The organism is Pseudoalteromonas rubra, assembly GCF_005886805.2.
In the GTDB taxonomy this organism is placed as follows: domain Bacteria; phylum Pseudomonadota; class Gammaproteobacteria; order Enterobacterales; family Alteromonadaceae; genus Pseudoalteromonas; species Pseudoalteromonas rubra_D.
This window is the reverse complement of sequence record NZ_CP045429.1, coordinates 1,384,833-1,403,273: the sequence shown is the minus strand read 5'-3', so window position 1 is coordinate 1,403,273 and position 18,441 is coordinate 1,384,833. Positions and strand designations below refer to the sequence as shown.

The 18,441-nt window shown below is 47.4% G+C and carries 9 protein-coding genes; 4 read left to right on the top strand and 5 right to left on the bottom strand.

What is annotated here, in order from left to right; genetic code table 11:
- Positions 1-19 precede the first annotated feature (19 nt).
- Positions 20-2,839, bottom strand: coding sequence for a hypothetical protein (locus CWC22_RS05965; protein ID WP_138539385.1), 2,820 nt, complete (start codon positions 2,837-2,839; stop codon positions 20-22).
- 541 nt (positions 2,840-3,380) lie between these two features.
- Between CWC22_RS05965 and CWC22_RS05960 the strand changes: the two genes are divergently transcribed.
- The 3 genes from CWC22_RS05960 (at position 3,381) to CWC22_RS05950 (ending at position 8,438) form a co-directional block, all read left to right on the top strand.
- Positions 3,381-4,172 carry a hypothetical protein gene (locus CWC22_RS05960; RefSeq protein ID WP_138539386.1) on the top strand — a complete coding sequence of 264 codons (792 nt, stop codon included), beginning with the start codon at positions 3,381-3,383 and terminating at the stop codon, positions 4,170-4,172.
- Positions 4,173-4,879: 707 nt separating this feature from the next.
- Positions 4,880-6,892 (top strand): methyl-accepting chemotaxis protein, encoded by a 2,013-nt coding sequence (locus tag CWC22_RS05955; RefSeq protein WP_138539387.1) that lies wholly within the window; start codon positions 4,880-4,882, stop codon positions 6,890-6,892.
- Between the two features lie 208 nt (positions 6,893-7,100).
- Positions 7,101-8,438 carry a glycosyl hydrolase family 28-related protein gene (locus CWC22_RS05950; protein WP_171045137.1) on the top strand — a complete coding sequence of 446 codons (1,338 nt, stop codon included), beginning with the start codon at positions 7,101-7,103 and terminating at the stop codon, positions 8,436-8,438.
- Between the two features lie 102 nt (positions 8,439-8,540).
- Here CWC22_RS05950 and CWC22_RS05945 read toward each other — a convergent pair whose 3' ends face one another.
- Genes CWC22_RS05945 through imuA form a run of 3 tightly spaced genes read right to left on the bottom strand, consistent with a single transcriptional unit; the run spans position 8,541 to position 13,890 of the window.
- Positions 8,541-11,717 (bottom strand): error-prone DNA polymerase, encoded by a 3,177-nt coding sequence (locus CWC22_RS05945; protein ID WP_138539389.1) that lies wholly within the window; start codon positions 11,715-11,717, stop codon positions 8,541-8,543.
- Complete coding sequence (locus tag CWC22_RS05940; RefSeq protein ID WP_138539390.1) at positions 11,717-13,189, bottom strand: Y-family DNA polymerase; 1,473 nt, start codon at positions 13,187-13,189, stop codon at positions 11,717-11,719. The genes CWC22_RS05945 and CWC22_RS05940 overlap by 1 nt, the downstream gene beginning before the upstream one ends.
- Positions 13,190-13,194: 5 nt before the next feature.
- On the bottom strand, positions 13,195-13,890 hold the full coding sequence (gene imuA / locus CWC22_RS05935; RefSeq protein ID WP_138539391.1) for a translesion DNA synthesis-associated protein ImuA: 696 nt from the start codon (positions 13,888-13,890) through the stop codon (positions 13,195-13,197).
- Between the two features lie 180 nt (positions 13,891-14,070).
- Here imuA and CWC22_RS05930 point away from each other — a divergent pair, with 180 nt between their 5' ends.
- On the top strand, positions 14,071-14,784 hold the full coding sequence (locus CWC22_RS05930) for an SOS response-associated peptidase family protein (protein WP_138539392.1): 714 nt from the start codon (positions 14,071-14,073) through the stop codon (positions 14,782-14,784).
- Between the two features lie 52 nt (positions 14,785-14,836).
- Here CWC22_RS05930 and CWC22_RS05925 read toward each other — a convergent pair whose 3' ends face one another.
- Complete coding sequence (locus tag CWC22_RS05925; protein WP_138539393.1) at positions 14,837-17,143, bottom strand: methyl-accepting chemotaxis protein; 2,307 nt, start codon at positions 17,141-17,143, stop codon at positions 14,837-14,839.
- Between the last annotated feature and the right edge of the window lie 1,298 nt (positions 17,144-18,441).

Sequence of the window (18,441 nt, the reverse complement as noted above, 5' to 3'; positions counted from 1 at the left end):
GTTACCAAACTGCTTGGACTTACTGTTTGTGCACTTCTAAAACAGGCGGCGATAATTTAAACACCTGTAACGCAAGCTGCTGCCATTGTACCAAAGTCAACGCCTGCCAATACCAGCCTTGTGGCCCTTTCACCCGCTTATAATATGCAATCGCACCTATGCCCACAGCTTGCTCAGCCTGATATAAGTTGCCCAGTGAATCACGGTACATAACAGGCGCAGGGTTTGGGTTAAAAGCTAAACGCGTAAAGTTGCCACACTTTTCATTACGGCCACAGGCTGCAATTCGGTAAACGACTTTGTCTAGTTCAGGTACTTTTGGAGTTGCACCCAATTGTACGGTACAAGCGAGCCAACCAAACGCGACTTTCCTCAGCTGACAAGGCACTGTTTGCCAGACACCCAGGCGAGTTTGCCGCTCCATAAGATAGGAAGAAGCCCCAGAGACTATTTTCCAGCTGAGCTCAAAGTGATTTTTCTCAGTGAGCGCTTTGACTGAAAAGTCCGTCGGAGCCGGATACTCCAAGGGCCCAACCTGGGTGCACACCTTATCGGTAAAGCCACTGACACTGCCATCCTGATAGACAGCTCGGGCTTTATAACAATATTCCCTGCCAGCTTCTAAGTTGTTTCGGGTCGTGGTCATTAACTGATGCATATCACGCCGTGCAGTATCCGCCGTCACGGTCAGGATCACATTCTGTAACTCCCCCAGCAATTCATATTTTGCAACACCACTGTGTTGTGTTTCACACCAATTCACACTGAGTGGCTCACCAGACTCAATCTGCTGAGGCACTGAAATACAGGCCGGCGTTTTGTGTGGTAAATAGACCGGATTTAAAAACGCAGCGGTGGAAATATTACGCAGGTAAGCGCGCATATGGTTACCACACACGCGTTCACTGTTACACGCTGATACACGCATGGCCAAATGCCCGAGGCGGTTATAATGATGCAAATGATACGGCCCAAGTTGCTGCATTACTCGCGTTTGCTTGCCATAATAGACTGGCTGCCAGCGAATTTTGCCATCATCAGTACGCGTTTGCAGCTCAAGCAGGTAGGCACTAGCACCCGGCTTTGCTTTCCAACTGACATTAAAGTCATAGCGAGAAACGTGATTTATCTGAAAGTTGTCTACTTCATCAAATACCGTTTCGCCAACGGCAACACATTGGGTCGGGGTATAAGCCCCCGCTTCTCCTGTGGTGAACCAGGCGCGCACTTTGTAACAGTACTTTCTGCCATGAGGCAGCGCCGGGCGACGAAAAGCGTAGTAGCCATCAGGACCTTGTTCGAAAGCCCCCTTGATCAGCGTACTTTGTAATTCGCCCTGTACTTCGTAGTGGGCCACTTCACCACTGCGGGGCGCTGCCCATTTGATCTCAAACGCGGCCCCCGGATTTACCCGCTCAGGCACAACCAACACAGAGGGTGTCATACTTGAGTTTGAGCCCAATGAAAAACGCAGCTCAGTGCCGACCTGACTTGTCTGACCGCAAAACCCGGAATCCAGACATGCCTGAATTTCAAATCGGTAGTCTCCGGCCAAATAAATTTCCTGAGTAAAGCTGGTGTCGGTGATCCCGGTATAACGAGACTGCCAGTAAGCACCTTTACGCGACATGGTCACCGTGTAGGTGTCAGCGCCAGGCACGTCGGTCCAGCTTAGTTTTACCGTGTTCTGATCAAGCGCTTGAGCTGTCGCTGACTCGGGCAGCCCTTTTACCATATGGGCTACCGGCACAGTATAAGACAGTGCCTTGGGTGGTGAACATTGAGCGTGCTTATCACACGCTGATAAACGATAATTTTGTGCGCCAGCAAGCTCAAAAGTATCCAGGGTATGAACCTGAGTTTTGTCGGTATTTTTATCATCTCCGACTAGTTGCCAGGATTTAAGGTAGGTACGTTTTTCTGTGGGCGCTGTCGGTGTTGCTTGGACCATTCGCGCGCTGCGTGCAAAGCGTGTCGCTGAGTCCGCTGGTATCATTGCAGGCTCAGTTACTTGTGACCCAGATTCTGATGTAACCAGAGTTAACGACTCCCGTTCAAGGCGATAGTAGTCGGCGCGCTCAACGTCAGGCCAGCTCAGTTTATAGATACCCTGCGCCTGGGCTTGCGCAACAAAATGTTCCGGCGCTCGCATCGCTCTCATGTCAATTTCGGTACATGCTGGCGTAGATATCCGTACAGCTTGTGTTGCGCTGTGAGTCACTAGTCGATAGCAATAACGCCCTGCAGCCAGCACGGTTTCATCGTAATGTCCCTGTGCAAAACCCGCTCGGTGTGCCCGGTTTGCTATGTCTTTAAATTCATTGTCACTTTTGCTGCGCTGCAAGGTATAACGCGTGGCATCAGCAACTTGAGTATAAGAAACACGAAAAGCGGTATTACCCGGTACATACTGTGGCAGATAAAGAAAGCTATTATTGTGTACATCTAATATCGTACTGAGTTCATTGCCATAGTCACGGCACAGCAATTCGCTTTCGCACCCGGTTACTTTAAATTCCACCGCACCCGACAACGAGGCATCAATCGCGAACTGAGTATCTGTGGTGAGTTTCTCTGTCCAGGCCCCACCAGAGGTTTTGTATGCCACTTTATACATCGTCTGACCAGCCTGGGGATGCCAGGTTAACACCCGTTCACCATTTTCTAAGTGCTTAAGCGTCAGCAGGTAATCATCCCACTCCTGACGAGCATTTGGTGTTCTTGCGGGCACTTCAGGGCGGCTATCGAGCAAGTCATAGCTCGATAGCGAAAGTAATGATGCATAAACCGGCATGTGACAAAGCACTGCCATCAGTAATAAAACGGGTGAGAGTTTCATAATGTCCCTGATATTAGTTTATATGCCGTACATACGGCTATTTCCTTCATGCTGACTCAAACATTGCCGCTGAGTCGTCTGGTTATTGTTTGGGTTTTAATAGTGTGATGGCTGCAGGGCGCGCGACCCCAGATGCGGCTGCACAGTCCCCTGCGGGAGTGACGGCCAGCTGAACATTACCGGATTGAGCTGCTAATATAGCCCGATACAAAGAAGGACCTTCCGCAGAACTCAAAGAGAACGCCCAATGAAATGGCGCCCCCGTGTTAGCACAACCGACTGAGGCGATATCAGGCAGAAGAGCCTGAAAATACACCACATCATTTACGATTTTTACTTCACCTAAAAAAGCACGAGGTGCTGAGTTTATTGGCTCTGCAAACACTTTCCCGAGACATATCAGGCTAATTATCATAAACAAGCAGATTTTAATGGGCATGAATATTTGTGTTTTTATTTTAGTTAGTACCTATTTTCGCTTTTCGGTCTCTGAAAAGCAATGTAAAATCCCCAAAAATAAAATAGATACGGAACTTCTCACATGTTTAACTCTGCGTCTCAGGCACGTGTATTTACCTTTGCGATACTGTGTGCCAGTCCAATGTGTCATGCCAGTAGCCAAATAGACTCTCTGACGGTCCAGGATGATATCGTACGGATAGAGCTGGCCAGCCCAGCTCAATCAAGAACACCCGCAGCCTGTGTTGCAAGTGAATACCAACAACACTGGACTTTATCGTTGAATACAGCCAGTGGCAAAGCCAGCTATGCTTTGCTGGTTAATGCCTTTGAACAACAAAAGTCGGTTACCATTACAGGTGCAGGCGATTGCCAGGATAGCCCCGGCATTGAACGCATCCACTCACTTCGTGTGCAACAAAAATACAGTGATGATTCGGTGTTATATTTGTATAAAGGTGATGGCGTTACCAAACTGGGCCGTATCTTAAAGTTAGAAGAAGGTCAGCAATGGGAAGACCTGGCTGTCATGATCATGCCTGATGAATTTAGCCAGAATATAAAAACCGTATACCCTCGTAGAGCATTTCATAAACAGGATTTTACTTACTATTACCGCATAAATGGTTGCACCGGACCCAAAAGGATAAATGCAGTTCAGGACAGAGTTTATTTCAATGAAAAGATTAATGATGGGCGCTTTTTTACTGTCCAATTAGGCCAGAGAACGGCCAATGAATCCTTCCTAACCGCTGAAACCGGACAGTGCACAAACATTCATGACAGAAACTATATTCAGTATGCATATGAATATGAAATACAACCCGCAACCACACCGTTATGTGGCCCAGCGCCCTGCCAAATCAAGCCTTAACATCATGTTGATAAGTAACTGCCTCATTTAGGTGGTTACTCCGGCATTGAATATTAGGCAGGCACTACACTTACCACCCTGTTTTAAGGGTGTCGTTCTGACATAACTTTATACGACCGATAGCACTATAATACTGTCTGCTGAAAAGTATCGCAGAATGAAGGTTCAGTGAAAGCAGTGTTATGGGATGCTCGATAGAATATAGCCAATAATGTCAATTTAGCTATGCCAAAAAGTCAGAGCGTGAAAAGGCAGCCTCTGTTACAAAAAGAAGACTAACGATAAAGCAAAGCTCAAATATGAAATATTTAATAAGCTATATTAAATATCTCATAAGTCACTCGTTTATATTCAAAGCATATTGGTTTAAATCAATAAAACTGCAATAAAAGCACTATCTATATGGAAATAGGTTAAGACTATTTTTATAGTGCTTTTCTAATTGTGGCGTAAATATAAAACCAAGCTATAGCCCAGCACACTGCTCTCTCGCAAAGTTACATTCAGAAACAGCAAAGTTCCTCTTCTTTTTTGGAACGTTTCAAGAATATACGGCTCATTTATCGATGGTCGTCATGACAGTGCTAAATTTTACGCTACACCAAATATAAAAGTTGCCACTTTATGCAATTTACGACTTTAATTATGAACGATAACACAATGAAAAGTAAGTCACGGATGACGCCTCTTTCAAACTTGGTGATCCTATGAAACTCAGTAATAAACTCTACTCAGCCTTTGGTGTTCTTATAGTACTAATGGTCATGTCCAGTACGCTCGTGTGGTTTAAGGTAGCAACTGAAACAGCCCGTGCGCAGGAAGTGATAGGCGACGATCTGCCAGGTATGATCCTCTACAGCCGCTTACTGGATACCGAGCATCAGCTCAAAAGTGCAGCGCTCGAATATATGAATGGCGATACGAGTAAAAAATCCGTTTTTAATGACGTATTCGCGAAATATAAAGAAGTACACACAGAATTGTATCGTTACGAGTCTGCTAAGCAAGCAGATCGGGAAAAAATGGCCCATATCCTCAAAAGCATTACGACCTACCATCAGCGCGTGAATCAAGATGTTTTTGGCCGCTATGACCCTGATGCATACCAACGCGTTAAAGCACGTGTTGATCGCCTGGAATCCTCCACCGGAGAGCAGTTAGAAACTCTGTTAGATAAATTGAAAGAACAAGAGTTTAATGACGCATTGCAATCAACCGATTTGCAGGAGTCGCTCAATGATGACCTCCCTGGCGTTCGGTACTATCTGGAGCTGGTTGACGAAGCCGGAGATATGATAGCGGCAGTCATTTCTCATACCACCGGTAATACAAATGCAAAGGCAGACTTTGACGACGATGCAGCCAGCTTTGAAGAATACTTAAACCTCCTTATTCCACTGGAGCAAAAACCTAACGAGCTGCAGGACATCGCGACCATCAAGCGCTTATATAAAGCCATCCGGGATGAAGCAACAGTGGTGTTTAACAGTTATGATCCCACTGCATTTAAGCAGGCCACCGCAACACTCAGCGAACTGGACAAAAAGCACATTCAGGATATCGCAAAAATCCTCGATGTGTCTGCACGAGAGGAAATCGACGATGCAACCGGGGCATTGGAGCTGTTAGTTGAAGGCCTCACGTCAACGTCGATTGTCATCATTGTGATCACACTGATCGCCGCTATTTTGGGCATGGTCATTGCCTATCTGATCAGTAATTCAATTGTCTCCAGATTGAACCAGGTACTGGGCGTGGCAGAGCGGATCAGTGCCGGTGATATCTCCGACAGAGACATTGACCACAAAGGGCAGGACGAAATTGACGGGCTCGCTGAAGCCACCAATAAAATGGCCCGCTCTTTGAACGAACTGCTTCACTCTATTGCACAAGTCGTCGATGATGTTCGTACCTCCAGTCAGGATATTGCTGAGGCCAACGATCAAATCGCGTCTCGCAGCCGCTCTTCGGCAGATCAGTCAACTCAGGTTGCTACCGCCATTGAAGAGATGAGCGCCACCGTCTCTGAAGTTGCATCGCAAAGTCAGGTTGCTGCAAGCCATGCAGATCAGGCTCGTACTTTAGCATCTGGTGGTGGAGATACCGTCGGACAAACCGTCAGCAAGATAAAAACCGCCTCACAAAACGTACAGAAAACCGCTGAAAATGTGACTCATCTGGGTGAACTGAGTAGTCAAATTGGTAATGTAATTGGTGTCATTGGCAGCATTGCAGAGCAGACTAACTTGCTTGCATTAAACGCAGCCATTGAGGCAGCCCGTGCAGGTGAGCAGGGGCGCGGCTTTGCGGTAGTCGCCGACGAAGTCAGAACACTCGCAGAGCGGACCTCAAAAGCAACAGAAGAAGTCGTATCAACCGTACAGTCTATTCAGTCTCAGACAGAACATGCTGTCAGTTCAATGCAAAACAGTGTGTCTCAGGTTGATCAAAGTGTGTCTATGGCCGAGGCCGCAGGAACCCAGCTGGATGATATTGTGCAGGGTGCATCAGAAATTGCCGCTATGATCCAGGCTATTGCCACAGCTACTGAGGAGCAGTCTGTGGTTGCCAGCGAAATGGCCAAAGACATTTCAAATATCGAGCAATCCAGCCAAAGTTCTTTGCAAGATACCCAGGTTGCCGCCCTGTCCGCACAGGAACTCAATAAACAAGCAGAGCAACTGGCTCAGTTAGTGCGTAAGTTCAGGCTGAGAAGTTAGCACTGTTCATGCAATATGAAGCTTATCATGACAGGTGTACACTTTGTGCACCTGTCATTTTCTATATTTGCTGATTTCTCAAGTCCAGACTCAATAAATGCATGTTTTTAAAATAAAACAGTGCACTTTCCTGCTCTTTTCATTAGTATCCTTAATGGGTAATAACCCAGCTCTTATCGGATATTTTCATCTAATTATAAGGATAATTATGAACTACAAAGTTTCTTTGATCGGTCTTGTGCTGATCTCCTCCTCCGCAGCCGCACTGGACGCAGACACGATTTCAATTACTGACCCACGTTTTGGTGCCATTGCCAACGATAACCGTGATGACGCTGCACAAATTCAGGCAGCAATAGATTACGCAGTACAGAATAATAAAAGCATCTACATCCCTGCTGGTACTTTTAATGTTTCCAGCACACTGGACGTAACGCGTGTAAAGGGCTCGCACAACTCACGAGTTAAGTTGTATGGTGAGAAACGTAATCTCTCTCGACTGACTACCAATGCCAATATCAGCCTGCTGAAAGTAGCACACAATGTAGAAGTACATGATCTGGCTCTGGTGCAGACGGCAAGCTTTAAGCAAGGCACTGCAATTGATATCCCTTTTGCATCTTATCGTTCAAATTTTTCTAAACTGGATATTTCCGGGTTTGATAATGGTATTTACGGTAAATGGGTGATCTGGAGCCGCTTTGAAGACCTGTTTATTGCCAACGTCAATTACGGCATTCATTTACATGGCAATGGTAGTGATCCGGCGTACTGGAATATTGAACCAAACGGCTGGTTTAACAATGTCAACGTATTCGACAACGTGTATGTTGAAGGCTCACACACGGGTATCAAACTTGCCGCTATGGGCAGTAATATCACAAACTCTACCGTTCAGAATTCCCAGGTTGGTGTCGAGATCTATGGCCCAGCTGAACACAAAACCTGGAACAACCAGATCGATAATTTTTATGCTGAAGGCGTGAAAACCGTATTCAAGGTCAAAAATTCAAGAACATTGGATATTAACGGCGTGTTTGCTCAAGGGGGCCCAAGCAATGCGCGAGCATATGCCGTCATTGATGCTGATAACGGCGGTGTGATCACAGTCAACGGCATGACTGGCCAAGACTGGTGGAGTCATAATGTAGTGCTAAAAAACACCAAAGTGAAAGGCCATGTTCCAGCTATTGGTGGGACGGCAAGCGCAGACTCAGGTTCAACCTATTTGCCGGGTAAACTTACAGCCAGCATCAGCTTACCTGCAAATAGTAGCTGGGTTGCATTACCACCTTACATGGCGATTGCAGGCAACAGCGCTTATAAAGTGATGATCTCAGGTATTCGAGATGGTTATGAGCCGGTGCTGGAAGAGTACGCTATTTTCAATTGGAATGGCGCAAGTAAATACGCCAAAGTACATCACACCTCGGGAGTTGGCCGTATCAAATTCAAAGTCGATGGTGGCAAAATTTACGCTAAACTGGATTACAATGGCGGCGGAGGGTTGTCTAGCGGTAAGGTAACGTTAGAGCGCATCCATTAATTAATGGTATAGGCTGCCTGTGGGCAGATCCTATCAAATAACCAAAGGTAACTTGCAGGTTACCTTTGGCTTTTAGCTCCGATTCTGCACAGCATGATGCACTCAATGAAAATCGCGCGATTTGCTGTGTAACGTGCCCAGTACCTCGCTGCGGTCAATCAGTCTGCCGGCAATGACATGAATAACCTCGCCTTCTTTTTCAACAATTCCTTTTACTTCCAGTAATTTGGCACTGAGATACGCCTGCTTTTGAGCTCGTGCAGTACCAGCCCAGACCACCACATTAATATTCCCTGTATCATCTTCCAGCGTAAAGAAAGTCACGCCACCAGCGGTGCCGGGTGCCTGTTTTCCTGTGACCACCCCAACTACTGTTACCAAGGATTTATGACGGCAGGCACTGAGCTCCGTCATGCGAGTAAAGCGCCCCAGTTTTCCGGCATTATCCAGCAGAGTCACCGGATGTGCTCCCAGGGTAAGCCCCAATGCAGCATAGTCTTCCACCAGATCATCCATGTCATCCGGCTGAAAAGCACACGATGACACCTCAGCCACTGAAGACTCGGCAAATAAGGGGAGCGTCTGCTCCTGATCCATCAATGCCCAACGCGCGGCATAACGGTCGCCCTGTAACACTTTAAGTGCATTGGCAGATGCCAGACTCTCCAATGCATTACCAGGCAACCCAAGGCGCTGTAACGCTTGCATATCAGCAAAGCCATTGTCAGGACGACCAGCCAGCAGTTGCTCTGCACTGTTACGCTGTAACCCTTTAACCAGGCGCAGGCCAAGCCGGATCGCAAACCTGTTGTGCTGCTGGAAAATATAGTGGTCATACTCGGAGGCATTCACGCACACAGGCAGCACCTCAACCTGATGACGTCTGGCATCCTGAATGAGCTGAGAAGCACTGTAAAACCCCATTGGCAAACTGTTCAGCAACGCTGTATAGAACATGGCTGGATAGTAGTACTTCAGCCAGGCTGATGCATAAGCCAGCACAGCAAATGAAGCAGAGTGACTTTCCGGAAATCCGTACTCGCCAAAGCCGCAGATCTGCTCAAAAATACGCTCTGCAAAACTGACTTCATAACCCCGCTGTTGCATACCGCTGATCAGCTTCTCTTTAAACTGCATCAGTTCGCCGCTTTTTTTCCATGAAGCCATGGCCCGACGCAACTGATCAGCCTCCCCACCAGAAAACCCGGCTGCCACCATCGCCAGTTTAATCACCTGCTCCTGAAAGATAGGCACTCCCATGGTACGCGATAACACAGCTTTCACAGACTCCGAAGGGTAAGTGATAGCTTCTTCACCGTTACGACGCTTCAAAAAAGGGTGCACCATGTCGCCCTGGATAGGCCCAGGCCTGACAATAGCTATCTGGATCACCAAGTCGTAATAACACAGGGGCTTCAACCGGGGTAACATACTCATTTGTGCTCGGGACTCTATCTGAAATACACCTACGGTATCTGCACGCTGGAGCATTTTGTATACCTGAGGGTCATCGCCCATACGGGTTAACTCAGCCAGATCCAGCTCTCTTGAGGTATGCTGTGCAATGAGCGAAAACGTTTTACGAATGGCACTCAACATCCCCAGCGCCAGCACATCGACCTTAAGCAGTTTGAGGCTTTCCAGGTCATCCTTATCCCATTGGATAACCGTGCGCTCCGCCATGGCCGCATTTTCAATGGGGACCAGATCATGCAAAGGGCCAGCTGAGATCACAAAGCCCCCAACATGCTGTGAAAGATGGCGGGGAAAGCCCATGATTTCTTCGACCAGTGAAATAAATTGTTGCCCTTTGAGCGACTCTGGCTGCAAGCCCAGCTCAGTTAACTGGGTCTGCCAGTTTTGCCCCCGATCACGGCGATTGACATTGCGAATAAAGTAATCAAGCTGAGTTGCTTCAATCCCCAGGGCTTTACCTACATCTCTGACTGCACTTTTAAAACGATAACTGATCACCGTTGCAGCCAGCGCAGCACGTTTACGGCCATACTTGTGATAAATATACTGGATCACCTCTTCGCGGCGTTCATGTTCAAAGTCAACGTCTATGTCTGGTGGCTCATTACGTTCTTTACTGATAAAACGTTCGAACAACACCGACACCTGACGGGGGTCAACCGCGGTGATCTCCAGACAATAACACACCACAGAGTTGGCCGCCGAACCCCGCCCCTGATACAAAATCCCTTTGCTACGCGCAAAGCACACCAGATCATGAATGGTGAGGAAAAAATAGGGGTAGTCTAGCTCCTCAATCAGTGCCAGCTCTTTGTCTATCGTCTGAGCAATTTCATCAGGGATACCTTGCGCAAAGCGCCGCCGCTGACCGACCTCGACCAACTCACGTAAATGCTGCATAGCCGTTTTGCCTTCAGGAACCAGCTCTGCAGGATACTGATAACGCAACGATTCCAAGTCAAAGGTACACCGCTTTGCAATGCGCAACGACTCAGCCAGCCAGGACGCCTTAAACAACTTACTCAGCTTTTCCCGGCTACGCAGCGCCCGCTCAGCATTCGCAAGCAATGCACCTTTAACTTGCTCAATCGGCTGATTCAGCCGGATCGCTGTCAGTGTATGCTGCAACCTGAGCCGCTCACTGTGATGCATTAATACTCCGCCACACGCCGTGACGGGCAATTGATAACGTTCAGCCAACGTTTCACAATGATGAATAAAACGCTGTTCCTGATTGACCAAATGTCGCTGTATGCCTAACCAGCTGCGACCTTCATGATGGCGTGCCAGCCATGTCCCCCACTGCTCATCCTGCTCATTGCCTGCTGGAAGCCAAATAAGCAGACAATGACGCAACGACAATAAATCCCACTCGGCTAATCGATAATGGCCTTTTTCAGCGCGTCGACGGGCATTGGTGATAACCCGACACAACTCACTGTATGCTGCCTTATCCGGGCACAATAACACCAGGTCCAGCGTTTCAAAACGCATCAGGCTGCCTACTATCAGTTGTAAATCTAGTTGCTGATTTTTAATCAGTGTATGAGCTCTGACAACGCCTGCCAGCGAACACTCATCGGTGATGGCCAGCGCAGTATAGGCAAGGAAATCCGCCTGCCTCACCAATTCTTCCGGACGGGATGCCCCCTGCAGAAAAGAGAAGTTAGTTTGACAAAACAGTTCTGCATAGCCTGGCTGCTTAGTCCCTCCTGGTGGCTCCCCTGTACACTGACGATCTGATTGTTCATTCTCTGCACGCGTAGCAGGCAGTGTGAACATGGGAGATTTATGCGCGGCCATCAGCTGAAAACTCCGTGGCAAAACCACCGCTGCTGGCGATCTCTGAATACCCACAACCAACGCCCTTGCTCATCCTGAGCAACAAAATAATCACGCTCGACCCCATGTGCATCCCACCAGCCGGTACAGATCCGCTCAGGCCCAAGATGGACAGTCACTTTATGCTGCAAAGGCTGCGTACTCGGCAATAAAAAGACGGGCCGAAGATAATCAGTGGCAGAGAGCCTGCCAGACCTCTCCAACAAAGGCGTCCCCGGTGCACTCAATGGCGTACAATAGCCGCTTGCCAGCTCAGGGCGCAGATCATCGCACACAGCCAGTCCCTGTACTGCCTGTTCTCCTAACTTAGCCTGTAATAACGCAACCAACCCGGCTGGTGTCATGGTGCCGCGCCGCTCAGTAAATAAGTCAGGCATCAGCTCATCAGGCTGACTCATCTCGGTCACTTTCAATCCTATCGCCTGTACCGGGCCATTGAGTGTCACATTGCTCAACTTGAGATCACATAAAATCAGCCAGAGATCAGCGCGATCTGTGCCTTCTGCGCGACCTATCTCCAGTACCTGCGGTTCAGCATCGCGCTGATACAGGGTCAGTGTTAATTGTCTGGCATGGCGGTTACGTAAGCGTAAAAACTGCTCCTGTTGTACCAAAAGATTAAGTAACGGCTTGTTTAACCAATCAAGGTTTTCTATGTCATATAGCAGGGGCAGATAACGTTCAAATGCCGGCTCCGGTTGATAAAAAGTCACAGGGTGAGGCACTTTTCCTCGCAACCTCGACACATACTGCACCAACTCGCAATCAAAACGTTTACCCAGCTCGACTAGAGGCAAAGCAAACAAGTCGGCCACGGTTTTAAACCCTACCCGCCGTAACCGTTCAAGCTGCTTTGAGGGCAGTGATAAAGCCATCAGAGGTAGATTATGCAAAGCACTTTCAAGCATTGATGAGTCCTCACTCACTAACGCACCATGATGCTGTGCCAACAGCCTGGCAGCTTCAGGGGAGTAACCGCAAGCATACCGGTAAGTGAATGACTGAGTATCGAGGTGTGAGCGCAGCGTAGCCAGATAGTGAGATAAATCGCGATACATAGCCAACATACCACTGACTTTTAACAAAAGCCCCTGAGGTGCAAATAAGGCGATATCGGCAGTGATCAAATACAGCCACTGGGCAATTTCACGCATAGTCCGGCTTTCATCCGCTTCATCATACGGGTGCACAAGCAGATCGCGACTGCGGGCTGCCGCGCCGGCCAGCCCCATACCTTCTGAAATCCCCAGCTGCATAGCAGCCTGATCTAGTTGCATCACAGTGTTATCTCGCCCCCCTACCACAATGCAAGGCCGGGATGATGCTGCGAATACCTCAGCGGACTGTTGAGCATCCGGTGTTTGCGCCTGAGCTGCAATTTTCAGCTTATCGAGCTGAATAGTAGGAAAATGTAAATACAACCACAAAGTCATGGTTACTATCCGCCAGTACGATACTGCCGCACTGTATCCGGAATTTCTTTGCACTGGGTATGGAAGTGCTCGGTCAGTTCAGGCCAGTGCGATGACATATCCAATGCAAACTGGGACTGAGCCCAGCCACCTCGGCGCTTTTTAATAGTGATATTCAGGCCACTCGCATGCGGACTAAGACCCAGGCTTAAAGACACCGGCAACGTCCCCTGGCAATGGTATTCATGACGCAGTAAATACAGGCACGCTTCACCCGTGCTAGCCGCCAGTTGTAAACGTTTTACCTGGTGTACCTGTAGCTCACCATGCCATAGCAATACACTGTTGCAGGCACCGCTTTTCAAACATTGTTCAGCGGCCCACAACGCTTCTTGTGGAGATCCGGGTGTGATCTCCAGGAGTTTACTGGTATCCATTCCGGTACTCTGTAATGCATCGGCATTCAATCGTGCTGGGGGTGTAATGACCGCAGTCAGGCCATCTTGCTGTATCAGGCTGGGTAATAACAACCTGAGTTCACCAATCCCCAGCTCTGTATGTAAATCAACCACACCTACTTTGGGAAAGCCGCCCTGCAAATGTTTGTCTAATTCAGCAAACCCCGTCGCAGTGACAGCCCGCTGCTGCTGTTGACGCTTTGCAAGCCCTGCCCCCTGCCATACCAGATCCTGACGCTCTAATAGTTCGATTAAATTACTCATCACACACCTCAAACTGTATATTTATACAGTATAATTACTGTTGAGCAAAGTGCAAGCATGCTGTGAGCGACGCGTACCAGACAGGCGCGTTAAGGTATCCGAAAAGCATAAAACACTTAATCCAGATCAAGCAGTTACATTCAAAGTCAGCTAAAGTAATTAAGACAACAGGAGCATAGTATGTGTGGACGATTAAATATCACCGATGATCCTTTTGTGATCGAGGTATTAGCAGGGTTAGGTATTGCAAACCCCAAAGAGACAATGCACTTTGGCCGTTTTAAAAAGGCAACTGACAGCATCTGTATTGTTCATGAAGAAAACGGCCAGCGACAGCTCAGCAACGCAACCTGGTGGCTATTACTGGATCCACAGCCCGGGCAAGGCTTTAAGCCATCTAAATACACCTCATTCAATAGCCGCTATGACAAACTGCATGTCAAAGGCAGTGCTGCCTATCAGCCGTTTCACTACAGTCGTTGTATTATCGTGGTAAAAGGCTTTGGCGAAACCCAGTTTGCACAGGGTAAACCACAACATTATTACGATTTTATCGCCGCAGACGGGGCGTTATGTTTAGGCGGATTATATAAAGTGTGGTACCACCCGGACAGCGGGCAAAAGCACTACTCCTGCTCAGTCATCACCTTGCCAGCACATCCTAAGCTGCGCTGCTATCATGATAAAGCCAGCCCTCTGATCCTGCCACCCGACCCTGCTGAACTCAATGCCTGGCTGGACAGCACAATACATGATGGTGGCCGCTTTACGCATTTGCTGATCCCTCATTTATATCAACGTCTGGCTGCCATTCAGATAGATAAACCCAGTCAATACCGGCCTGTGGGTGAAACCTCCTATATCGCCAAAGATCCTCCCCGTAATAAAAGGTGAGCTGATACGGTATTTTGCACCCGCTCACTGCACTCTGGCTGATGTGAAAAAATCACACCTGATAACGCGCCAGAATGTCGTCTAATTGTACGGCTAACTTCGCCAAATGTTGTGATCGGTCGTCAATATCCTGGCTACGTTCCAAATTACCATTGGCTTCTTCACTGATGGCACTGATGGCTTGACTGATCTGTGCAACCACCGCCGACTGCTCCTCCGCCGCAGTCGCCACCTGTGTATTCATAGCCACAATCTGCTCAATCGCATCAGACACATCGATCAGGGACCCCTTTGCCCGTTCAGATGTCTGAGCATTATCAACAGAGCGCTCACGACTTTGTTGCACTGACTGACGTGCTTCACCAACCCCACTTTGCAGCGATTTGATCATCTGTTCAATTTCTTCTGTCGCCTGCTGAGTACGCTGAGCCAGGCCACGAACTTCATCTGCGACCACCGCAAACCCGCGTCCTGATTCACCGGCTCGCGCCGCCTCAATAGCTGCATTCAATGCCAGTAAGTTAGTTTGTTCAGCAATGGCCTGGATCACATCAAGCACACTGCCTATCTGTTCACTCTGAGACGACAACCCATTCATCACTTCACCGACTTTATCCATCTCCTCAGCCAACTGTTCCGAGACATCAGCACAGTGCTCCACCAGCTGATTAGTCTGAGAAGTCAGTGTACTTACCTGCTGGGTCTGCTCCGAGGTATTCAGCGCACTGCTTGCCACCTCCTGAACTGTGTGCTGCATTTGCTGCCCGGCAGTCGCCGATTGCTCACAATCCTGAGACTGCTTATTCACCCCGTCAATCAGTCCCGCGACCCGCTCTGACAGCGCCGTCGACATTTCTTTGAGCGTATGAGCACTGTGCAATAAGTCTGCAAAATTTTGCTGCAACCGCTCAACCAGGCTATTGACCGAACGACTTAAATCGCGGATCTCATCATCACCCTCATCGGGCGCACGCAACCTGAAATCGTTATTATCTGCGATACCACGGATCGCATTACTGGCAGCAATAACAGGCCGTGTAACCCGGTTAGCAACAAAGAAACCCACCACACTGGCTATGATTGCCGCCACAGACACAAATAATACTGAGGATCGAAGCACGGAATACTTTAGCTCAGAAATCATGGCAAACGCTTCGCTTTCATCAATTTCGCTCACGATCGCCCAGTGTAGCCCGTCGATTTCTAACGGCGCGTAAGCCGATGCCACCGAAACAGCCCGGTAGTCAGAGAAAATGGCAAAACCGCTCTGACCTGACAGCGCAGCCCGGGTGCCTGGGGAGTCAATTCGCAATGTGCCTATGGTGGTATGTTGCTGTTCAATGTTATCCACCATGTCTTTGTCGACATCAAATGATCTGAGCTGAGCAATAAAGCCACCCGGATCTTCCACAAAAAATCGACTGTTATTTAGCAATATTTTATTTTGATTGACCAAATAAAGCTCGCCACTGTCACCCAGCCCTTGCTCATGCCATTGCCCATTTAATGTCAACATACGGTTAATTTCATCCACAGGCAGTTGAAATATCAAAGTACCCAGTAAAGTGCCGTCATCAGCCAGAATTGCAGAACTGATAAACCCTGCCGCGGCATTGTAAGAGGGCATATAGGGGCTAAAGTCAATAAAGTGTCCTTCACGTACATGCTGGGTACGGGCTGCTTCATAGGCACGTGCTAAACCAGACTCGCGAAATGGACCGTTGGTCAGTGATGTTGCGAAGTCGAGTTCCTTAAATACGGAATACACCACATCACCCTGAGGATTGGTAATAAACACATCGTAGAAGCCAAAACGTGCCTGAAACTCGCGCAGTGCTTTGTGATAACGGCGGTGTACGGCACTATAGGTGCTGTTATCCCCTGCATCCAGCAGTTGATCTTTGCTCCCTAACGGATTGGGATTAGCCGCAATATAGTGACTTTGTAGCCCACGTGCAGTAGGGCTCAGTCGCGTAAAAAGGCTATTCGCGCTGAGGCTGTCACCAGGATTTTTTTGTCTATATTGGTCAAGAAACTGAGTTTCATAGAAGCGGCTCAGAGACAATTCAGCCTCCCGGGCGCGGGGATAACTCGCAAATGCAGCAGAAAAAGCCCGACTGGCGTCAACCACCATAGTAGATCCCGCCAGTGTTACCACCTGATCCGAGATAGTTTTAAAGTAACGCTCAACCTGAGCTTGCATCGCGTTACGACGTGAAACCAGGTTATTTTCGATTTCCTTCGTCACGGCGGCTTTTCCTTCCTGGTAAGCCAAAACACCGATAACAAAACAGGTAATAAGTAAGGGGACAACAGCTAGCAGAACAGCAACGATACTAAGACGGTTTTTTAATTGCACGTGAACTCCTACAGTACAAAGCAAACCTATTCCGGGCAGGGGGGATAGGCCAATGCAAACCACAGCCACTGCGACTTAACCCCTTTGAAAATCAGCAATTTGGTACGTCAGCAGCGGCAAATACACCATGTCAAACTACAATAGCGCAACACTATGGAGATGTGACTTCCACAAGCACGCCACCTTAGACATGAATTTAGTTATTAAAATTAATTAGATGCAGGATCAACCTACACCTTTTAATACTTTGATACTAGTAATTAATAATTAGTTTTTGATGTCAATCAGGTATGACCAATTAAGGCGTGCTGAAGTGATGATTACAATGTTTGGCAAGGTACTTCTCAGCACCTATTCATGCAAAAGTCCCAGCCCCCCGCGAGCTTCATCATTTCCTTCGCATTGAAACTCATAGTGACATAGAAACTTTTTAATTTTTTCTTTCACTTTTAGTTTCATAACTAATTTCCTTTTAATTAAATAAAGCGCCCCTCTAAGCATAAATGAACATTAACTTACTCTATAAATTTCGTTCCCTTACTAAAATAGGATTGCAGATAACCAAATGAGCCACCAGAACTATCAAAGTGAGCCAAGTATTTAAGACTCAGAAAATGACCATTTAGAATGTAAAACCTTATCTAAGTTAACAACCGTCCTCATAACATCCTGTCTGGGTATACCAGCCACTACCTACAACAATCACGACGTGTGCCTTTGAGCGGCAGTTGCTCTTCTTTGCTCAGTTTTTAAGTTTTATCTCTTTAATGATAACGTCATTTTAATTATTTAATAAAATCAAATTAAGCAAACCAAAAAGGACAAAAAATACCCATTGAAAATTTTAAAAAACCTATTAAATAATATTGAACATTCGAATTAACTCAACAATAAAGTAAAACTACAAAATGACATCACTCAGCCATTAAAAGTAACTACTCACTTCCCAATCAATCTAATATTTTATAATAAGTTATTGCCTTCAGACCTCATTGCCAATCATTTAAGATTGTCATGAAGGGCCTCAAGTCATTCAAAGGTAGCAATGAAGAAATTCATAAAAACAAAAAAGACACAATAAAAACCAAGATATATACAAAACACACCTTTTAGACACAAAAAACGGGCAACTCCACACCTCCTCGCTCTTTCACTTTAAGCACTAATTCACTCAACACCTCCAGTAAACAAAAATCCTCAACAATAAAATCAAAAGCGCCAATCAACTTTATTTTGACATAAAGTTGAAAACATTATTTCACATCTTGTCTCTAAAATTGCGCCTTCCTCAATAGGAC